12 protein-coding genes and 1 tRNA gene are annotated in these 15,404 nt (G+C 65.0%); 11 read left to right on the forward strand and 2 right to left on the reverse strand.

Going from position 1 to position 15,404, the window contains the following annotated elements; translation table 11 throughout:
* Positions 1 to 378 precede the first annotated feature (378 nt).
* Together QVN30_RS11175 and QVN30_RS11180 are read right to left on the reverse strand one after the other, a co-directional pair.
* On the reverse strand, positions 379 to 1,383 hold the full coding sequence (locus QVN30_RS11175) for a bile acid:sodium symporter family protein (protein WP_289836422.1): 1,005 nt from the start codon (positions 1,381 to 1,383) through the stop codon (positions 379 to 381).
* A 39-nt stretch (positions 1,384 to 1,422) separates the two neighbouring features.
* The gene (locus tag QVN30_RS11180; RefSeq protein ID WP_289836424.1) at positions 1,423 to 2,442 is read right to left on the reverse strand and encodes a bile acid:sodium symporter family protein; all 1,020 of its coding nucleotides are present in this window, start codon (positions 2,440 to 2,442) and stop codon (positions 1,423 to 1,425) included.
* A 330-nt stretch (positions 2,443 to 2,772) separates the two neighbouring features.
* Here QVN30_RS11180 and recJ point away from each other — a divergent pair, with 330 nt between their 5' ends.
* The 11 genes from recJ (at position 2,773) to rplT (ending at position 14,998) form a co-directional block, all read left to right on the forward strand.
* Positions 2,773 to 6,084 (forward strand): single-stranded-DNA-specific exonuclease RecJ, encoded by a 3,312-nt coding sequence (gene recJ / locus QVN30_RS11185; protein WP_289836426.1) that lies wholly within the window; start codon positions 2,773 to 2,775, stop codon positions 6,082 to 6,084.
* 13 nt (positions 6,085 to 6,097) lie between these two features.
* Positions 6,098 to 8,485: a RelA/SpoT family protein gene (locus tag QVN30_RS11190; RefSeq protein WP_079989226.1), complete on the forward strand. Its 2,388-nt coding sequence runs from the start codon at positions 6,098 to 6,100 to the stop codon at positions 8,483 to 8,485.
* A 33-nt stretch (positions 8,486 to 8,518) separates the two neighbouring features.
* Complete coding sequence (locus tag QVN30_RS11195; protein ID WP_204571046.1) at positions 8,519 to 9,226, forward strand: MBL fold metallo-hydrolase; 708 nt, start codon at positions 8,519 to 8,521, stop codon at positions 9,224 to 9,226.
* A gap of 259 nt (positions 9,227 to 9,485) precedes the next feature.
* Positions 9,486 to 10,166, forward strand: coding sequence for a hypothetical protein (locus QVN30_RS11200; RefSeq protein ID WP_066833213.1), 681 nt, complete (start codon positions 9,486 to 9,488; stop codon positions 10,164 to 10,166).
* 124 nt (positions 10,167 to 10,290) lie between these two features.
* On the forward strand, positions 10,291 to 11,157 hold the full coding sequence (gene fba, locus QVN30_RS11205) for a class II fructose-1,6-bisphosphate aldolase (RefSeq protein WP_066833210.1): 867 nt from the start codon (positions 10,291 to 10,293) through the stop codon (positions 11,155 to 11,157).
* 168 nt (positions 11,158 to 11,325) lie between these two features.
* On the forward strand, positions 11,326 to 12,750 hold the full coding sequence (locus QVN30_RS11210; protein WP_289836427.1) for a transglutaminase-like domain-containing protein: 1,425 nt from the start codon (positions 11,326 to 11,328) through the stop codon (positions 12,748 to 12,750).
* A gap of 36 nt (positions 12,751 to 12,786) precedes the next feature.
* Positions 12,787 to 12,873, forward strand: a tRNA-Leu gene (locus tag QVN30_RS11215).
* A 303-nt stretch (positions 12,874 to 13,176) separates the two neighbouring features.
* On the forward strand, positions 13,177 to 13,518 hold the full coding sequence (locus QVN30_RS11220; protein WP_087202329.1) for an arsenate reductase family protein: 342 nt from the start codon (positions 13,177 to 13,179) through the stop codon (positions 13,516 to 13,518).
* A 237-nt stretch (positions 13,519 to 13,755) separates the two neighbouring features.
* Positions 13,756 to 14,364, forward strand: a complete 609-nt coding sequence (gene infC / locus QVN30_RS11225) for a translation initiation factor IF-3 (protein ID WP_066833116.1) — start codon at positions 13,756 to 13,758, stop codon at positions 14,362 to 14,364.
* A 27-nt stretch (positions 14,365 to 14,391) separates the two neighbouring features.
* Positions 14,392 to 14,589, forward strand: a complete 198-nt coding sequence (gene rpmI, locus QVN30_RS11230; protein ID WP_066833114.1) for a 50S ribosomal protein L35 — start codon at positions 14,392 to 14,394, stop codon at positions 14,587 to 14,589.
* 49 nt (positions 14,590 to 14,638) lie between these two features.
* Positions 14,639 to 14,998: a 50S ribosomal protein L20 gene (gene rplT, locus QVN30_RS11235; RefSeq protein WP_066833112.1), complete on the forward strand. Its 360-nt coding sequence runs from the start codon at positions 14,639 to 14,641 to the stop codon at positions 14,996 to 14,998.
* Positions 14,999 to 15,404: the final 406 nt, after the last annotated feature.

The following is a 15,404-nucleotide window of genomic DNA, read 5'->3' on the forward strand; positions in this document are numbered from 1 at the left end:
GGGGTACATTCGGACTCCAATCCGGACACCCGCGGGTGTCCAACTTTTTGTCCGCATCCCCTCTTCACTCCGGAAAAGTGGCTTAAAATTTCTATTCTGCTGCCAGCCGGCTCGGATAAGGGTGTTCGTTTTGACCGGTATATCTGTATTGGCCGCTCATGATGCACCCGGCATGACCTCAAATGCCTCAGATACGGCCCTGGCGAGGGGAGAGGCGGCGCCGACGACGGTCTTTGGGCCCGATTGCGCGGCACCGCAACAGCAAAACAGAAATTTCTAGCCACTTTCCCCAGGAGAGGGTGCCGTCCGGGGCCCTCCGGCTCAATAGAGGGCAGGACGGCGCCGCCGACCTTGTCTCGGGTCGGCGACGGCGCGTCCTCAGCGCCTGCGCTTGAGGATGCGCTGGGCGATCAACACCTTGCGCTCGCGCTCGTCGGTGTCCTCCGCGCACAGCCGTTCGATGATATGGCCGAACGTGGCGGCAAGGATTTGCTGGAACAGCGTTCCGCACATGACAGGGAAGACCGTTTCGCCCGGGAAGTACTGCGCCGCGATCACCGCGCCGGACGAGATGTTGCGCAGCCCGCAGGTGAAGCTCATGGTGGCGAGCAGCGGCTGGGAGCCGTGCAGGATGCGGGCGGCGATCAGGCCCCAGAAAAAGCCGCTCGTGGCAAAAACGAGGATAAACAGGGCGACCTCGAGGCGCTGCCACGTCATGTTCAGGACGTACTCGCTCATGGAGGTCGAGTTGGCCGTGATGAGTACGATGGTGATCAGGCGGCTGGCCGGGCTGAGCACCGGCGAGAGCTTCTCATGCCCCCAACCGTGCGTGAACTCGTTGACGAGCATGCCGGCGAGTGCGGGCAGAGCGATCATCACAACCATGTCGCTGACCATGCCCATCGCATCGATCTGGATGGAGGCGCCAAGCAGGATCGACAGGGTGGCGGGGATCGTCATGGGCGAGATGACGGTGGAAATCAGGATAGACGCCAGGCACAGCGGGCCGTCGCCGTCGTAGATGCCGACCCACATGAAGCTGATGACCGCGATCGGCACGCTGTACTCGAGGACGACGCCGGTCAGCAGGTTCACGTTGTCGCCGAACAGCAGCGAGCCGAGCAGGTAGGCCAGACACGGCATGAAGATCTCGGCAACCGCGAGGATGACCAGCAGGCGCAAGGGATGGCGAAATACGGCAACAAGCTGCTTGAAGGTGTTGTTGAGCGCTCCCTGGAACGTCATCACGGCGAAAATGAACGGCACGATGGCCTTCAGCGGCCCGAACACGCTGGGGAACAGGACGCCAGCGATCACGCAGAGCGGGACGAAGTATGCCATGTGCCTGCCGATGAACGCGCCCATCTGCTTCCACTGTTCCATTGGGTCCATCCGCCTTTCTCGTAGGGTTCGTGCTCTCGATTATCGACGCTGCTGCCGGTGCCTGCTCACGAGCGCCTTGGCGATCCCGATCTTGCGGTCGCGCTCGGCGGTGTCCTCGCTGCAGATGCGTTCGATGGTGCGTCCGAACGTGGCCGCGAGAACTTGCTGGAAGATCGTGCCGCACATGATGGGGAAGACCGCCTCGCCGGGAAAATACTGCGCCGCCAGCGTCGCGCCGGAGGAGATGTTGCGCAGCCCGCAGTCAAAGCTCATGGTGACGAGCAGGTCCTGCGATCCGTGCAGCAGGCGGGCGATGGCGAGCCCGATCATGAACCCGGACGTGGCGAATACCAGCACGAACAAGGCGGCTTCGATGCGCTGCAGATTCATATCGAGCACGTAGGCGCTCATCTTGGTGGAGTTTGCCGTGATGTTGAGCAGCATGAGCACGCGGCACGCCGGGCTGATGGCGGGCGAGAGCCTCTCATGGCCCCAGCCGCGGGTGAGCTCGTTGACGGCCATGCCGGCGATCGCGGGCACGGCGATCATGAAGATCATGTCCACGACCATGCCCAGCGCATCGATGTGCACGGTGGCGCCGAGCAGGATCGAGAGCGTGGCGGGGATGGTGAGCGGCGAGACGACCGTCGAGACGAGGATCGCCGCCAGCGCGAGCGAGGTGTTGCCGCGGTACATGCCGACCCACATGAAGCTGACCACGCCGATGGGGACACTGTATGCCAGCACGATGCCGGTGATGAGGTCCGGGTTGCCGGCGAACAGCGCCGACGCGCACGCAAAGGCGAGCGCCGGCATGAGGACCATGATGACGCCGAGGATGATCAGCAGGTGCAAAGGATGGCGAAACACCTGCATGAGCTGGCGAAACGTGTTGTTGAGCGAGCCCTGGAACGTCATGATGGCGAACATGAGGGGGCCCACGGCCGAAACCGGGCCGAAGACCTGCGGCAGCAGCACGCCGACGGCGACGCATGCGGGCACGCAGATCGTCATGTGGCTCTGGAGAAACGACCCCAGCTGCTGATAGCGGTTTGCCATGGACGGATGACCTTCCCATATGAACGAAAAAAGGCAGCAAGAGTCATGCTACCGCACCGCTGCCGCGAACGCGCCGTCCCCGTGTTGTCTCAGCGAACATTTTTCAACTGTTCGTTTTCTTGCCTCCGCTTGACCGGCGTGGGCACGACCCCGCCCCAAAAGGCACCGCCGGCCGGAGGCGCGGCGCAGCTGTCCGCGCCATGCGTATAATGGAATGCGTTCAACAGCACGGCCTGCCGCAGCGGGCCATATTCCAAGGACGTGTTCCCATGCACAGCATGCTTTCGTCGCGCGGCATGTTCATGCCGCTTCAGCCATCGGCGGTGAGCCATGGCATCGCTTAAGACATCGCGCCGCTGGACGGTGGCCCAAAACGATCCCAACCTGGAGCAGAAGCTCTCCCATGAGCTCGGCGTGGCACCGCTCGTCGCGCGCATCATGGTCGCGCGCGGGATCCGCACGCCCGAGGAGGGTCGGCTGTTCTTGACCCCGTCGCTTGAGCGCGACTGGGCCGACCCCGCCATCATCCCCGGCATGGCTGAGGTCGCGGACCGCATCGAGCGCGCGCTCGACGAGCGCGAGTCCATCGCGGTCTTCGGCGATTTCGACGTCGACGGCATCACGTCGACCTGCCTGCTCACCGAGGCCCTGTGCACCATGGGAGCTACGGTCCACCCGTTCATCCCGCATCGGTTCGAGGAGGGCTACGGCCTCACGTCGGCCGCGCTCACCCGCGTGGCGGAGGAGTGCCGCCCCTCGCTGATCGTGACGGTCGACAACGGCATCGCCGCCCGTGAGGAGGTCGAGCAGCTCACGGCGCTCGGGATCGACATCGCCGTGACCGACCACCACGAGCCCTCGGATCTCGTCCCGCGCGGCATCCCGGTGGCCGACCCCAAGCTCGCCGCCGAAAGCCCGAGCCGCGAGCTCGCCGGCGCCGGCGTGGCGCTCAAGCTCGTGCAGGTGCTCGGCGCGCGCCGCGGCATGCCCGATCTGTGGCGCTCCTATACCGAGATTGCGGCTCTGGGCACCGTGTCCGACATGATGCCGCTCACGCCCGAGAACCGCGCGCTCGTCGCCGACGGCATCGCCCACATGCGCGCCACCTCGCGCCCCGGCTACCTGGCGCTTGCCGGGATCTCGCGTACCGACCTGGCGTCCATCACGGCCGACGCCCTGTCGTTCTCGCTCATCCCGCGCCTGAACTCGGCGGGGCGCATGGCCGACCCGACGCTGGCGCTCGATCTGCTCCTCGCGACCGACGCCGTCGAGGCCGGCCGCCTTGCCGCCGAGCTCGAGCAGATCAACCAGGAGCGCCGCGACATCGAGGCGAAGCTCACCGACGAGGCGATGGCGCTCGTCGAGCGCACCTATGACGGCGGCCGCGTGATCGTCGTGGGCGGGGAGGGCTGGCACGAGGGCGTCAAGGGCATCGTGGCGAGCCGCATCACCAACCGCTACCACGTGCCGGTCCTGCTGTTCTCCATCGCGGACGGCGTCGCGCGCGGCTCCGGGCGCTCGGTGGGGTCGGTCAACCTGTTCGACGCCGTCGAGCAGTGCTCCGACCTGCTCATCCGGTTCGGCGGTCATGCGGGCGCGGTGGGCGTCACCGTCGAGGCGGACCGCCTGGACGATCTGCGCGCCCGCCTGTCCGACGTGCTCGGCCGGCTCCCCGCGGAGGATTTCGAGGACAAGCACGAGGTCGCCGCGACGGTCTCGCTGTCCGAGCTCGACATCGACACCATCGAGCAGATCGGCCGGCTCGAGCCGTTCGGCCAGGGCAACAAGGTCCCCCTGCTCGCTGCCACGGGCGTGACCATGTGCGATCGCGCCCAGGTCGGCCGCGGGGGAGAGCACATGCGCTTCACGGCGACCGATGGCGTCTCGAGCGTGCCCGCCATCATGTTCCGCGTGCCCGACATCGCCGAGCGCATCTGCTGCGACTCGGTGGTCGACCTGGTCTTCGAGGCGATCGCCGAGCACTGGCAGGGGCGCGTCAAGCCCAAGCTCATGGTGAAGGACATCTTGTGCCATTCGTGCGACAGCCCCGACGCGTCGGAGCACGAGGAGACGGAGCGGCGGCTCGAGGAGGCGTGCCGCGTGAACGCGGCGCCCCGCGAGGCGGACCCCGTCTTGGCCCTCGACCGGCGCTCCATCCTGTCCCAGCTTTCCTACGACGAGCTCACGCGCACGCTCATCCACGCGTTCATCGGGACGGCGCGCCCGCATCGGGCGCAGGTCGAGGCCCTCGACGCCCTCGCGGCGGGCGAGAACGTGCTCGCCGTGATGGGCACGGGCCGCGGCAAATCGCTCATCTTCCACGTGCACGCCGCCCGCGAGGCCTTGGCCCGCCGGAGAGCGAGCGTGCTGGTGTACCCCTTGCGCGCGCTCGTCGCCGACCAGTCGTTCCACCTCATCTCGGCCTTGGCCGACCTGGGGCTCAGGGTCGTCGTGCTCACGGGGGAGACCTTGGGTCCCGCGCGCGACCGCGCCTTCGCGCGCCTGGCGCGTCGCGAGGTGGACGTCATCCTCACGACGCCGGAGTTCCTGGTCGTCAACGGCCGCCGCTTCGCCGAGGCCGCGGGCATCGGGTTCGTGGTGATCGACGAGGCGCACCACGCGGGGCTCCCCCGCGGGGGAGAGCGCAGCGCGTATCTCGACATCCCGGAAGTCCTCAAGGGCCTGGGCGGCCCCACCGTGCTCGCCGCGACGGCGACGGCAGACGACCGCGTGTGCGACGAGATCCGCCGTCTCATCCCCATCGACCGGGTCATCGTGGACAACACGGTGCGCGAGAACCTCGAGCTCGAGGACGAGCGCGACCTGTCGAGCCGCGAGAACCGGCTGGTGTCCATCGTCGCGACCGGCGAGAAGTGCGTAGTGTACGTCAACTCGCGCGAGCAGTCCATGTCGCTTGCCCGGATGCTGCGCCGCCGCGTCCCCGAGCTCGCCGCCTCGATCGCGTTCTACAACGCCGGCCTTCCGCGCGAGGACCGCAGGCGGGTGGAGGACGCGTTCCGCAGCGGCGCGCTGTCCTGCATCGTGTCGACCTCCGCGTTCGGCGAGGGCGTCAACCTCCCCGACATCCGCCATGTGGTGCTCTACCACATGCCGTTCGGGTCGATCGAGTTCAATCAGATGAGTGGCCGTGCGGGCAGGGACGGCAAGCCGGCGCGCATCCACCTGCTCTATTCCACGCGCGACGCGCGCATCAACGAGCGCCTGCTCGACTCGGCGGCGCCCGAGCGCGATGAGCTCGTGACGCTGTACCGCGCCCTGCAGACCATGTGGCGCGCGAACCGCTCGCGCACCGGCGAGGACAGCTTCCAGGCGTCCGATCTGGATATCGCCCAGATGTGCCTCGCCATCGATGCCCGCCGCCCCGTCGAGGAGCGGATGGTGTCGTGCGGGCTCGCGGTGTTCGAGGAGCTCGGCTTCGCCCGCGTGACGGGTGCCGACGAGCGGCGGCGCATCCAGATGACCGAGCATCCCGGGCGCGTCGACCTCACCTGCTCGATCCGCTACCTCGAGGGGCTCCATGCCCGCATGGAGTTCGCCGCGTTCAGGAGTTGGGCGCTGAGCGCGCCTGCATCTGATATGCTTGACCGAGTGAACAAACCCATCACGCCTCGAACCATGTAAGAGGGGATTCGCCATGGACGCCTCTGCGAACAAGACGGCAACGGGCGCGCGCCCGGTCGAGCACACCAACCAGCGGGGCTCGCTGCAGCCCAACTCCGCACTTGTGCACTACACCCATGCGGACGACCTGCCCTACGAGATCATGGCGGACAACTACGACCGTCTGGCTGAGCTCTGCCGCAAGTACATGAGCGAGGCGGATTGCGCCAAGGCCGAGCGCGCGTACTGCTTTGCGGCCGAGAAGCACGCCAAGCAGCGGCGCCGCAGCGGCGAGATGTACATCAACCACCCCGTCGAGGTCGCCATCATCCTGGCGGAGCTCAAGATGGATTGCGACGTGGTGTGCGCGGCGCTGCTGCACGACACGGTCGAGGACACCGAGACGTCGCTCACCGACGTGGCCGGCATCTTCGGCGACACGGTTTCCGAGCTCGTCGACGGCGTGACCAAGCTCACGAACATCGACGTCGACACCATGGACGAGAAGCAGGCCCTGAACCTGCGCAAGATGTTTCTGGCCATGAGCCACGACATCCGCGTCGTGATCGTCAAGCTCGCCGACCGCCTGCACAACATGCGCACGCTGGCGGCCCTGCGCGAAGACCGCCGCCTGTTCAAGGCGCGCGAGACCATGGACGTCTACGCGCCGCTCGCCGACCGCCTGGGCATCTCCTCCATCAAATGGGAGCTCGAGGACCTGTCGTTCTTCTATCTGGAACCCGAGGCCTACCAGCGCATCGCGCGCATGGTGGCCGAGTCCCGCGAGGTGCGCGAGCGCTTCCTGGCCGACACCATCAAGACGCTCGATGACGAGCTCAAGCGCGTGGGCCTCACCGGCTACCAGATCAACGGCCGCTCCAAGCACTACTGGTCCATCTACCAGAAGATGAAGCGCAAGGGCAAGGAGTTCTCCGAGATCTACGACCTCGTCGCGCTTCGCGTCATCACCGGCTCGGTGGGCGATTGCTATTCGGCTCTGGGCGCCGTGCACACCCTGTGGCATCCCATGCCCGGGCGCTTCAAGGACTACATCGCCATGCCCAAGCTGAACAACTACCAGTCGCTGCACACGACGGTCATCGGTCCCACCGCGCGCCCGCTCGAGATCCAGATCCGCACCTACGAGATGCACGAGCAGGCCGAGTACGGCATCGCCGCGCACTGGCTGTACAAGCGCTCGGGCGGCTCGTCGGCATCCAAGACCTCCGAGGCGCAGCGCCTCGACGACCAGATCAACCAGCTGCGCCATTCGCTCGACTGGGTCGCCTCCGACGAAATCGAGGACCCCAAGGAGTTTCTGCACACGCTGAAGACCGACCTGTACGACCAGGAGATCTTCGTGTTCACGCCCAAGGGCGAGGTCATGAGCCTGCGCGCCGGGTCGACGCCGCTCGACTTCGCCTACGCCGTCCACACCGAGGTCGGCAACCACTGCGTCGGCGCCAAGGTGAACGGCGTGGTGGCGCCGCTGTCGCACAAGCTGACGACGGGCGACCGCGTGGAGATCATGACGAACAAGGCGGCCAAGCCCTCGCGCGACTGGTTCAACATCGTGCGCACGCCGTCTGCGAAGTCCAAGATCCGCCGCTACTTCGCGACGGTCACCAAGGACGAGGACGCGGCGGCCGGCCGCGACATGCTCGCGAAGGACCTGCGGAAGCGCGGCTACGGCATCTCCACGCAGCGCACGACGCGCGCGCTCAACACGGTCGCCGAGCAGCTCAACTACAAGCGCCCCGAGGACATATTCGCCGCCATCGGCGCGGGCAAGCTCGCCGTGCGCATGGTGGGCAACAAGGTCGAGCAGATCTTGGACCCCAAGCCCGAGGCGCCCGTCAGCAAGGCCGAGGCCATCGCCGAGACCGTGAAGCAGCCCCCGCGCGGCTCCAACCGCAAGCCCCGCGCCGGCAAGTCCAAAAGCGGCGTCGTGGTCAAGGGCGAGCACGGCGACGACCTGCTCGTGCGCCTGGCGCACTGCTGCAACCCGGTGGCGGGCGACGACATCGTGGGCTTCATCACGCGCGGCCGCGGCGTGTCGGTGCACCGTGCCAACTGCCCGAACGTCAAGGGCCTCATGGAGCATCCCGAGCGCATGATCGACGTGGCGTGGGACAACGACGCCGACGCCCTGTTCCAGGTCGAGATCGTTGTCGAGTGCCTCGACCGCATGGGGCTGCTCAAGGACGTGACGATCGCCATCGGAGATTCGGGCGGCAACATCCTGTCGGCGGCGACCGCCACCGACCGCGAGGGCATCGCGACGCTGCGCTTCCTCGTCGAGATCTCCGACGCGAGCGGACTGGAGCCGCTGTTCTCCGCCATCTCCGCTGTCGAAAGCGTCTACGACGTGCGCCGCCTCATGCCCGGCGAGGGCAACATCACCATGCGCCGCCGCGGGTAGCGCCGCCGTGTCGTCCCATCAGAAAGGATTTCCATGGATACCACGCCGTTCGAGCTCGATATGGCGCCGCACGGCTCGCTTGCCGTCGAGCGCGTCGTGAACGGTCCCATCCAGACCAATACGTACTTCGTCATCTCCGGCGACGAGGCGGTGATCATCGATCCCGCGTGGGAGGGCGAGGAGCTCGCGCGCCGTTTCGCGGCGCGCCATCCCGACGTGCGCCCGGTGGCGTTCGTCTGCACGCACGGCCATGCCGACCATACCGGGGGCTTGGCGGGGCTGCGTCGGGTCCTGGGCGAGAAGATTCCCTTCATGATCTCGGCGGACGATGTCGAGACGGCCGCCACGCATCCCGCCTCCCTGCGCGAGATGTGGGGGATCGCGACCGATCAGCCCCCGGCGCCCGATCGCCTGCTCGCCGAGGGGGACGTGGTCGCGTTCGGCGATGTGCGCCTCCAGGTCATCGCCACCCCGGGGCACACGCCCGGCGGCATCGTGCTGTTCGCCGCGACCGAGACCGGCAACGTGGCCTTCTGCGGCGACACGCTGTTCCCGGGCAGCCACGGGCGCACCGACCTTCCCGGCGGCGACGAGACCACCATCATGCACTCGCTGGCGCACATGTTCCGCCTGCTGCCGCCCGACACGCTCTGCCTGGTCGGCCACAACGACAACACGACCGTGTCCGCCGAGCTCGAGAACAACGTCTTCGTCCGGCGCGCCCTCAGCATGGGCTACTGACCGCCGCCGGCATTTTGTGCCTGCGTGCAGATTCGATAGGTTCCATGAGGCGGGGCCCGGCATCTCGGTTGCGAGATGCCGGGCCTCATCGTCTGACCCGCGCTTGTAGGGTCCTTGTCGGATGCGGGTCGGATGCGCGCAAGGATGCATGCGAGATGCGTCAGCGTCCACATCCCTAATTATCCCAGTCTCGGTTCGTTCCATCGTCAGGCACGTAAGCTTTGGATACCCAATTAATCCAAAGCGAAAGGAACGAATCATGGGAAATTATCAAGATGTCAAAGATGCCGTTCAGTTTGCTGCGGAGTGGTGGGTCAAGCGGAAATGGACGTTTCTGAACGAGGCCAACGAGGAGTTCATGGAGTTCGTCGATCCGGCCGTCTGCTATCAGGATTGCCTGACGGAGGGCGACGTCGTCTACCTCAACATGTGCTTCACCGAATGGGTCCTGTTCGAGCGTCCGCTGCGCCGGGGGAGGACGCCGCTGCAGATGCTCGCCGACGAGCCTCCCTCGGACGCGCCCGCGGGCGCTGCCGACGTGCTGCGCCAGATCGACGAGACACAGCTGTTCTCGCGCTTCGCCATCAAGGACAAGGACCGCGAGACGGGCATGGTGGTCCTTGTGGACGTGCGGACCGACAGGCGCTACGACGTGTACGACCCCCATATCTGCGAGGTGGAGCATTGGGTCGACGGGTCGATCGGCGTGCGGATCGCATGCGTGGACGGCGCGTGGCAGGCGGTCGGGCAGGTGTACCTCTACGACCGCTCGAGCCCGTCGGCGTACCAGTCCGACGGTCCGGGGGAGATGCATCCGGAGGACTACCTGCGCAAGCCCGAAGCGGAGTTCGCCGGCTTCTACATGCGGCTCGTGCGCGACGTGATCGGTGTGGAGGGCAGGTACCACGAGAGCATGCGGGCCAAAGAGGTCGCCGCTTGACGGGGGCGGAACGCAACATGGTAGGTGTTATCCGGTCCTTGGTTCTTCAATTGCGATATCTGGCCAGTTTGGACAGTGGTAAAATCAATCGAAGTACCAGAGCAAACCTACAGGGAGGTTTTACATGCTCGTCAATGCAGCAGACATGCTCAAGAAGGCCGAGGCCGGCCACTATGCGCTCGGCGCCTTCAACACCAACAACCTGGAGTGGACGCTTTCCATCCTGGCTGCCGCCGAGGAGGCCAAGTCCCCGCTGATCATGCAGTGCACCGGCGGCGCCGCCAAGTGGATGGGCGGCTACAAGGTCTGCGCCGACATGGTCAAGGCCGCCGTCGAGGCCCTGGGCATCACCGTCCCGGTCGCCCTGCACCTCGATCACGGTTCCTATGAGGACTGCTTCAAGTGCATCGAGGCGGGCTTCACCTCCATCATGTACGACGGCTCCCATGAGGAGACCTTCCAGATCAACCTCGACCGCACCAAGGAGCTCGTCGAGCTCGCCCACTCCAAGGGCATTTCCATCGAGGCCGAGGTCGGCGGCATCGGCGGCGTCGAGGACGGCGTGGCCTCCAACGGCGAGCTCGCCGATCCTGACGAGTGCAAGCAGATCGCCGACCTGGGCGTCGACTTCCTCGCCTGCGGCATCGGCAACATCCACGGCGTCTATCCTGCCGACTGGGCGGGCCTGTCCTTCGACCGTCTGGCCGAGATCAAGGAGAAGGTCGGCGACCTGCCGCTCGTCCTTCACGGCGGCACCGGCATCCCCGTCGACCAGATCCAGAAGGCCATCTCCATGGGCGTTTCCAAGATCAACGTCAACACCGACCTGCAGCTCGTCTTTGCCGCCGCTACGCGCGAGTACATCGAGGCCGGCAAGGACCAGCAGGGCAAGGGCTACGACCCCCGCAAGCTCCTCAAGCCCGGTCGCGACGCGATCGTCGCGCGCACCAAGGAGCTCATGGAGGAGTTCGGTTCCGTCAACAAGGCGTAGATTCCGCCTGTTCGTTGAGCTCACATCTGGGCCCGTCGGGATTTTCCGACGGGCCTTTCTCGTCTCTTGGCGCTTTTGGGATGGGGTCGTTGTTGCTCAGATTCGTTGCGTACAATGGGGCGGTCAGGAATACGTGCGCCGGGGGCGCACATGCATAAGGGGGAGAACATGGCTGTTCAAACGGTATGGCCAGAAGAGGGGAAGCTCGTGACGTCGGGGCCCGTGGGCTGCACGGATGAGGTTTCCAACGCGGATTATCCGTATCTGGTGATAGGGCTTCCGCCCGAGGTCGAGCGGCTCAAGGCGGCGGGCCATCTCACCCAGGCGATCGAGGCCTGCGACGCGTTGCTCGCGCAGAGCCCGACGCCGGAGATGGCGGCCTGCCTTCGCGCCGAGCGGCATCGCATGGGACGCCTCGCGCAGCAGTTCTGCGTGACCCGTGCCGCGGCGCTCGAGGCGATCCGCAGGGAGTGGCCGGAGTTCACCGAGGGCCAGCTTGACGGCCTGATCGCGCGCAGGCGCATCGATTGGCGCTATATCGATGGGGAGCAGCGCTTCCTCGAGAACTTCATCGACTCGCTGCGCGTCTATCCCAAGGAGGTCCCTGGCCTCAAGCCGGCGGATCCCGTGGATACCGCCGCCCGCTCCGCCATGCTCGAGGACATGCATGAGCGCGGGGGCGCCGAGCGCGTCATCACGCTCAAGGCGTCGATTTCCGTCCCGGGCGCTCAACCGGGCGAGATGCTGCGGGCCTGGCTGCCGGTTCCCACCGCATGCCCCCAGCAGTCCGACATCGAGGTGACCGATTGGACCCCCGGCGTGCTGGTGGCGAAGGAGGGAACGCCCTCCCGCACGGCGTTTTGGGGTTCGCGCGAGCATCACGACTTCGAGGCGACGTACACCTACCGCATCCGCGCTCCGTATGTGGACACGTTGGCGCCCGCGTCGGAGAAGCATGTGGTGCCGGACGACACCGTGACCGATGCCGATCTGTGCGAGCTCGCTCCCCATATCGTGTTCACGCCCTATCTCGTCACGTTGACCCAGCGTGTGGTCGCAGGCATCGAGCGGCCCATCGACCGGGCGCGCGCCGTCTACGATTACATCACCAAGAACGTCGACTACCGCTACCAGCCCTCGTACGCCCAGCTCGATTGCATCGCCGACACCTGCGCGAAATCCCTGCGCGGCGATTGCGGCGTGATGGCGCTCACGTTCATCACGATGTGCCGCATCGCCGGCATCCCCGCGCGTTGGCAGTCGGGCCTGTACGTTGCGCCCGACCATGTGGGTCCGCATGACTGGGCGATGTTTTATACCGAAGAGTACGGCTGGCTGTGGGCCGACTGCTCGTTCGGGTCCTCGGCGCGTCGAGAGGGCGACGAGGCCAGGCGCCTGCATTACTTCGGCAACCTCGATCCGTGGCGCATGGTGGCGAACACGCAGTTCCAGGCGGAGCTCGAGCCGGCGTGCGACGGCGTCCGCTGGGATCCCTTCGACAACCAGATGGGCGAAGCGAGCGTCGATGGGCGCGGATGCGACGAGAACGAGATGCGCCGCGGCATCGAGCTGATTGAAATGCGCGAGGCATAACCGTCTCCGCGTATGCTACACTAGTCCGCGTGCTGTGCCCGAGTGGCGGAATTGGCAGACGCAGTGGACTCAAAATCCACCGATGGCGACATCGTGCGAGTTCGAGTCTCGCCTCGGGCACCAGATGAAACGAAGCAAACACTATTACCGACCTGGTAGTTTGCATTGAAAGCGACCCTTACGAGCCCGTCTTTCGTGAGCGTGATGCGCGAAGCGAAGGACCTCGCGAGGGCCGCTATGTTTTCTCCTCCAGCATCTTCTCGATCCAGTAGACGACCGCGTCGCGCTCGATGAGGTCGGACGGCTCTCTTCCCGGCACCATAGCGAGCAACCAGGGCCCCGGTGACGGGGTCTTCCTGTGCGCAGGTCGCAGGCGCGCGCCTTCCGGTATGATGGAGGCTCCCTGCGACGAAAGGCACGCGACCCATGAACATCCAGATCTTTGGAACCAAGAAGAGCTTCGACACCAAGAAGGCGCAGCGCTACTTCAAGGAGCGTCGTATCAAGTTCCAGTTCATCGACCTGAAGGAAAAGGAGATGAGCAAGGGCGAGCTACAAAGCGTCGTCCAGGCGGTCGGCGGTCTCGATGAGGTGATCGACCCCAAGGCCAAAGACCAAGACACCGTCTCGCTCATCACCTACCTCGCTGAAAGCCAAAAGTTCGACAAGCTCCTCGAGAACCAGCAGGTGCTGCGCGAGCCCATCGTGCGCAACGGCCGCAAGGCGACGGTCGGGTACCAACCTGATATATGGAAGGGCTGGGAGTAGGGGATGCACGACATCGTTCGGGCTCCCGGGGTTCCCACTCGTGGTGAAAGCGTGAAGCGCGGCCGAGCGATGCATGTTGTGTTAGTATAACCAACGCACTGATTCCAGTGCATTTTCGAAAGCGGGGCAATCGCCCCCACCTTTCGGCGCCTGCATGGCTGCTGTCTGGTCGCACAACAACAGATCTTGGGCACGTTGCTGCCCGTTCTTCGTTTGGTGTACCCGGCTGCTGTCTGCATGGCAACCGGGTATTTTCATGTGTCAGCAACGAAGGAGGTTGGGACAATAGCTAAGTCTGATGCCACCCGCATCAATGGGGAGATCACCGCGACCACGTGCCGTCTGATCGGCGTCGATGGTTCGCAGCTGGGCCTTTTCGGCATCCGCGACGCTCAGCGCGTTGCCGACGAACAGGGTCTTGACCTGGTGGAGATCGCGCCCAACGCAGAGCCCCCGGTGTGCAGGGTCATGGATTATGGCAAGTACAAGTACCAGCAGGCCATGAAGGCCAAGCAGGCTCGTAAGAACCAGTCGAGGGTCGAAGTCAAGGAAATGAAGTTCCGACCCAAGATCGACGTGGGCGACTACGAGACCAAGAAGGGCCACGTTCTGCGCTTCCTCAAGAAGGGCGCGCGCGTCAAGATCACGATCATGTTCCGCGGTCGCGAGATGGCGCATCCCGAGCAGGGCCTGAATGTCCTCGAGCGCCTGGCAGCCGACCTGAAGCCGTACGCCACGGTCGAATCTGCCCCCAAGCTTGAGGGCCGTAACATGCTTATGCTCCTCGCCCCGATCAAGGGCGCTTTCGACAACGTCGAGGGCGACGAGGCTGCAACCAAGAAATAGTAGTAGGAACCGATTAAGGAGAAGTTCATGCCTAAGATGAAGTCCCACAGCGGCACCAAGAAGCGTTTCCGCCGCACCGGTACGGGCAAGCTTATGCGCGCCAAGGCGTTCAAGAGCCACATCCTCACCAAGAAGACGACGAAGCGTAAGCGCAATTTCCGTCAGGAGACCGAGATCGACGCTGCCGACAAGAAGCTCGTCAACGCTCGTCTCGCTGGCCGCTAAGCCGTTTTTCCTTCTATACCAACTAAGACCGACTAGGAGTTGATCAGATATGGCACGTGTCAAGCGCGCTGTGAACGCCAAGAAGAAGCGCCGTACCGTAATGAGCCGCGCGAAGGGTTACTACGGTGCCGCTTCGCGTACGTACAAGCATGCTAAAGAGCAGGTCCAGCACTCCCTGCAGTACCAGTACCGCGACCGTCGCGCCAAGAAGCGTGAGATCCGCAGCCTCTGGATCACCCGCATCAACGCCGCTGCCCGCATGAACGACCTTTCCTACTCCAAGTTCATGCACGGCCTGAAGCTCGCCGGCATCGAGCTCGACCGCAAGGTTCTGGCTCAGATGGCCTACGAGGACATCGAGTCCTTCAACGAGCTCGCCGCCATCGCCAAGAAGGCGCTCGAGGCCTAATCTCTAGCCAGCGATATATATCGAGGCATACGAACGGGATCCTGGATAGGGTCCCGTTTTTATTAGCGCGGACATGCTCCTCAGGGGTTGTGGGGAGGGCCGAATCTCCTTTCCGGCCTCGCTCCACATATCCTCCACAGCCGCACATGAGCGGCCCTGCGCATAAACGGGTGGTTTAAGCAGGGGATACACGGTTGGGGCGTGGCCCGTGCCCACTGGTCAGGGGATGTTTTCAGGATTGGGCCTTGCGGATTCGGGACGAATGCCTAATATATGAACCCGCCGAAGCGCACGACCCGGGCGAGCGACGCACGCGAAAGCGACAATGCAGCGGCCTCGTGGTTGTGGAGCGGATATGGAGATGGAGTTACTCCTTGACGCCTCAAGTCGATTCGGCTAAATTAAC

The organism is Collinsella ihumii, from assembly GCF_030385545.1.
GTDB classification, from domain to species: domain Bacteria; phylum Actinomycetota; class Coriobacteriia; order Coriobacteriales; family Coriobacteriaceae; genus Collinsella; species Collinsella ihumii.

Coding starts and splice junctions, on each gene's coding strand:
- recJ (WP_289836426.1), top strand. CDS start 2,773: ATGGCATCGCTTAAGACATCGCGCCGCTGGACGGTGGCCCAAAACGAT.
- QVN30_RS11175 (WP_289836422.1), bottom strand. CDS start 1,383: ATGGAACAGTGGAAGCAGATGGGCGCGTTCATCGGCAGGCACATGGCA.
- infC (WP_066833116.1), top strand. CDS start 13,756: ATGGCAACCGGGTATTTTCATGTGTCAGCAACGAAGGAGGTTGGGACA.
- rplT (WP_066833112.1), top strand. CDS start 14,639: ATGGCACGTGTCAAGCGCGCTGTGAACGCCAAGAAGAAGCGCCGTACC.
- QVN30_RS11220 (WP_087202329.1), top strand. CDS start 13,177: ATGAACATCCAGATCTTTGGAACCAAGAAGAGCTTCGACACCAAGAAG.
- rpmI (WP_066833114.1), top strand. CDS start 14,392: ATGCCTAAGATGAAGTCCCACAGCGGCACCAAGAAGCGTTTCCGCCGC.
- fba (WP_066833210.1), top strand. CDS start 10,291: ATGCTCGTCAATGCAGCAGACATGCTCAAGAAGGCCGAGGCCGGCCAC.
- QVN30_RS11200 (WP_066833213.1), top strand. CDS start 9,486: ATGGGAAATTATCAAGATGTCAAAGATGCCGTTCAGTTTGCTGCGGAG.
- QVN30_RS11180 (WP_289836424.1), bottom strand. CDS start 2,442: ATGGCAAACCGCTATCAGCAGCTGGGGTCGTTTCTCCAGAGCCACATG.
- QVN30_RS11190 (WP_079989226.1), top strand. CDS start 6,098: ATGGACGCCTCTGCGAACAAGACGGCAACGGGCGCGCGCCCGGTCGAG.
- QVN30_RS11195 (WP_204571046.1), top strand. CDS start 8,519: ATGGATACCACGCCGTTCGAGCTCGATATGGCGCCGCACGGCTCGCTT.
- QVN30_RS11210 (WP_289836427.1), top strand. CDS start 11,326: ATGGCTGTTCAAACGGTATGGCCAGAAGAGGGGAAGCTCGTGACGTCG.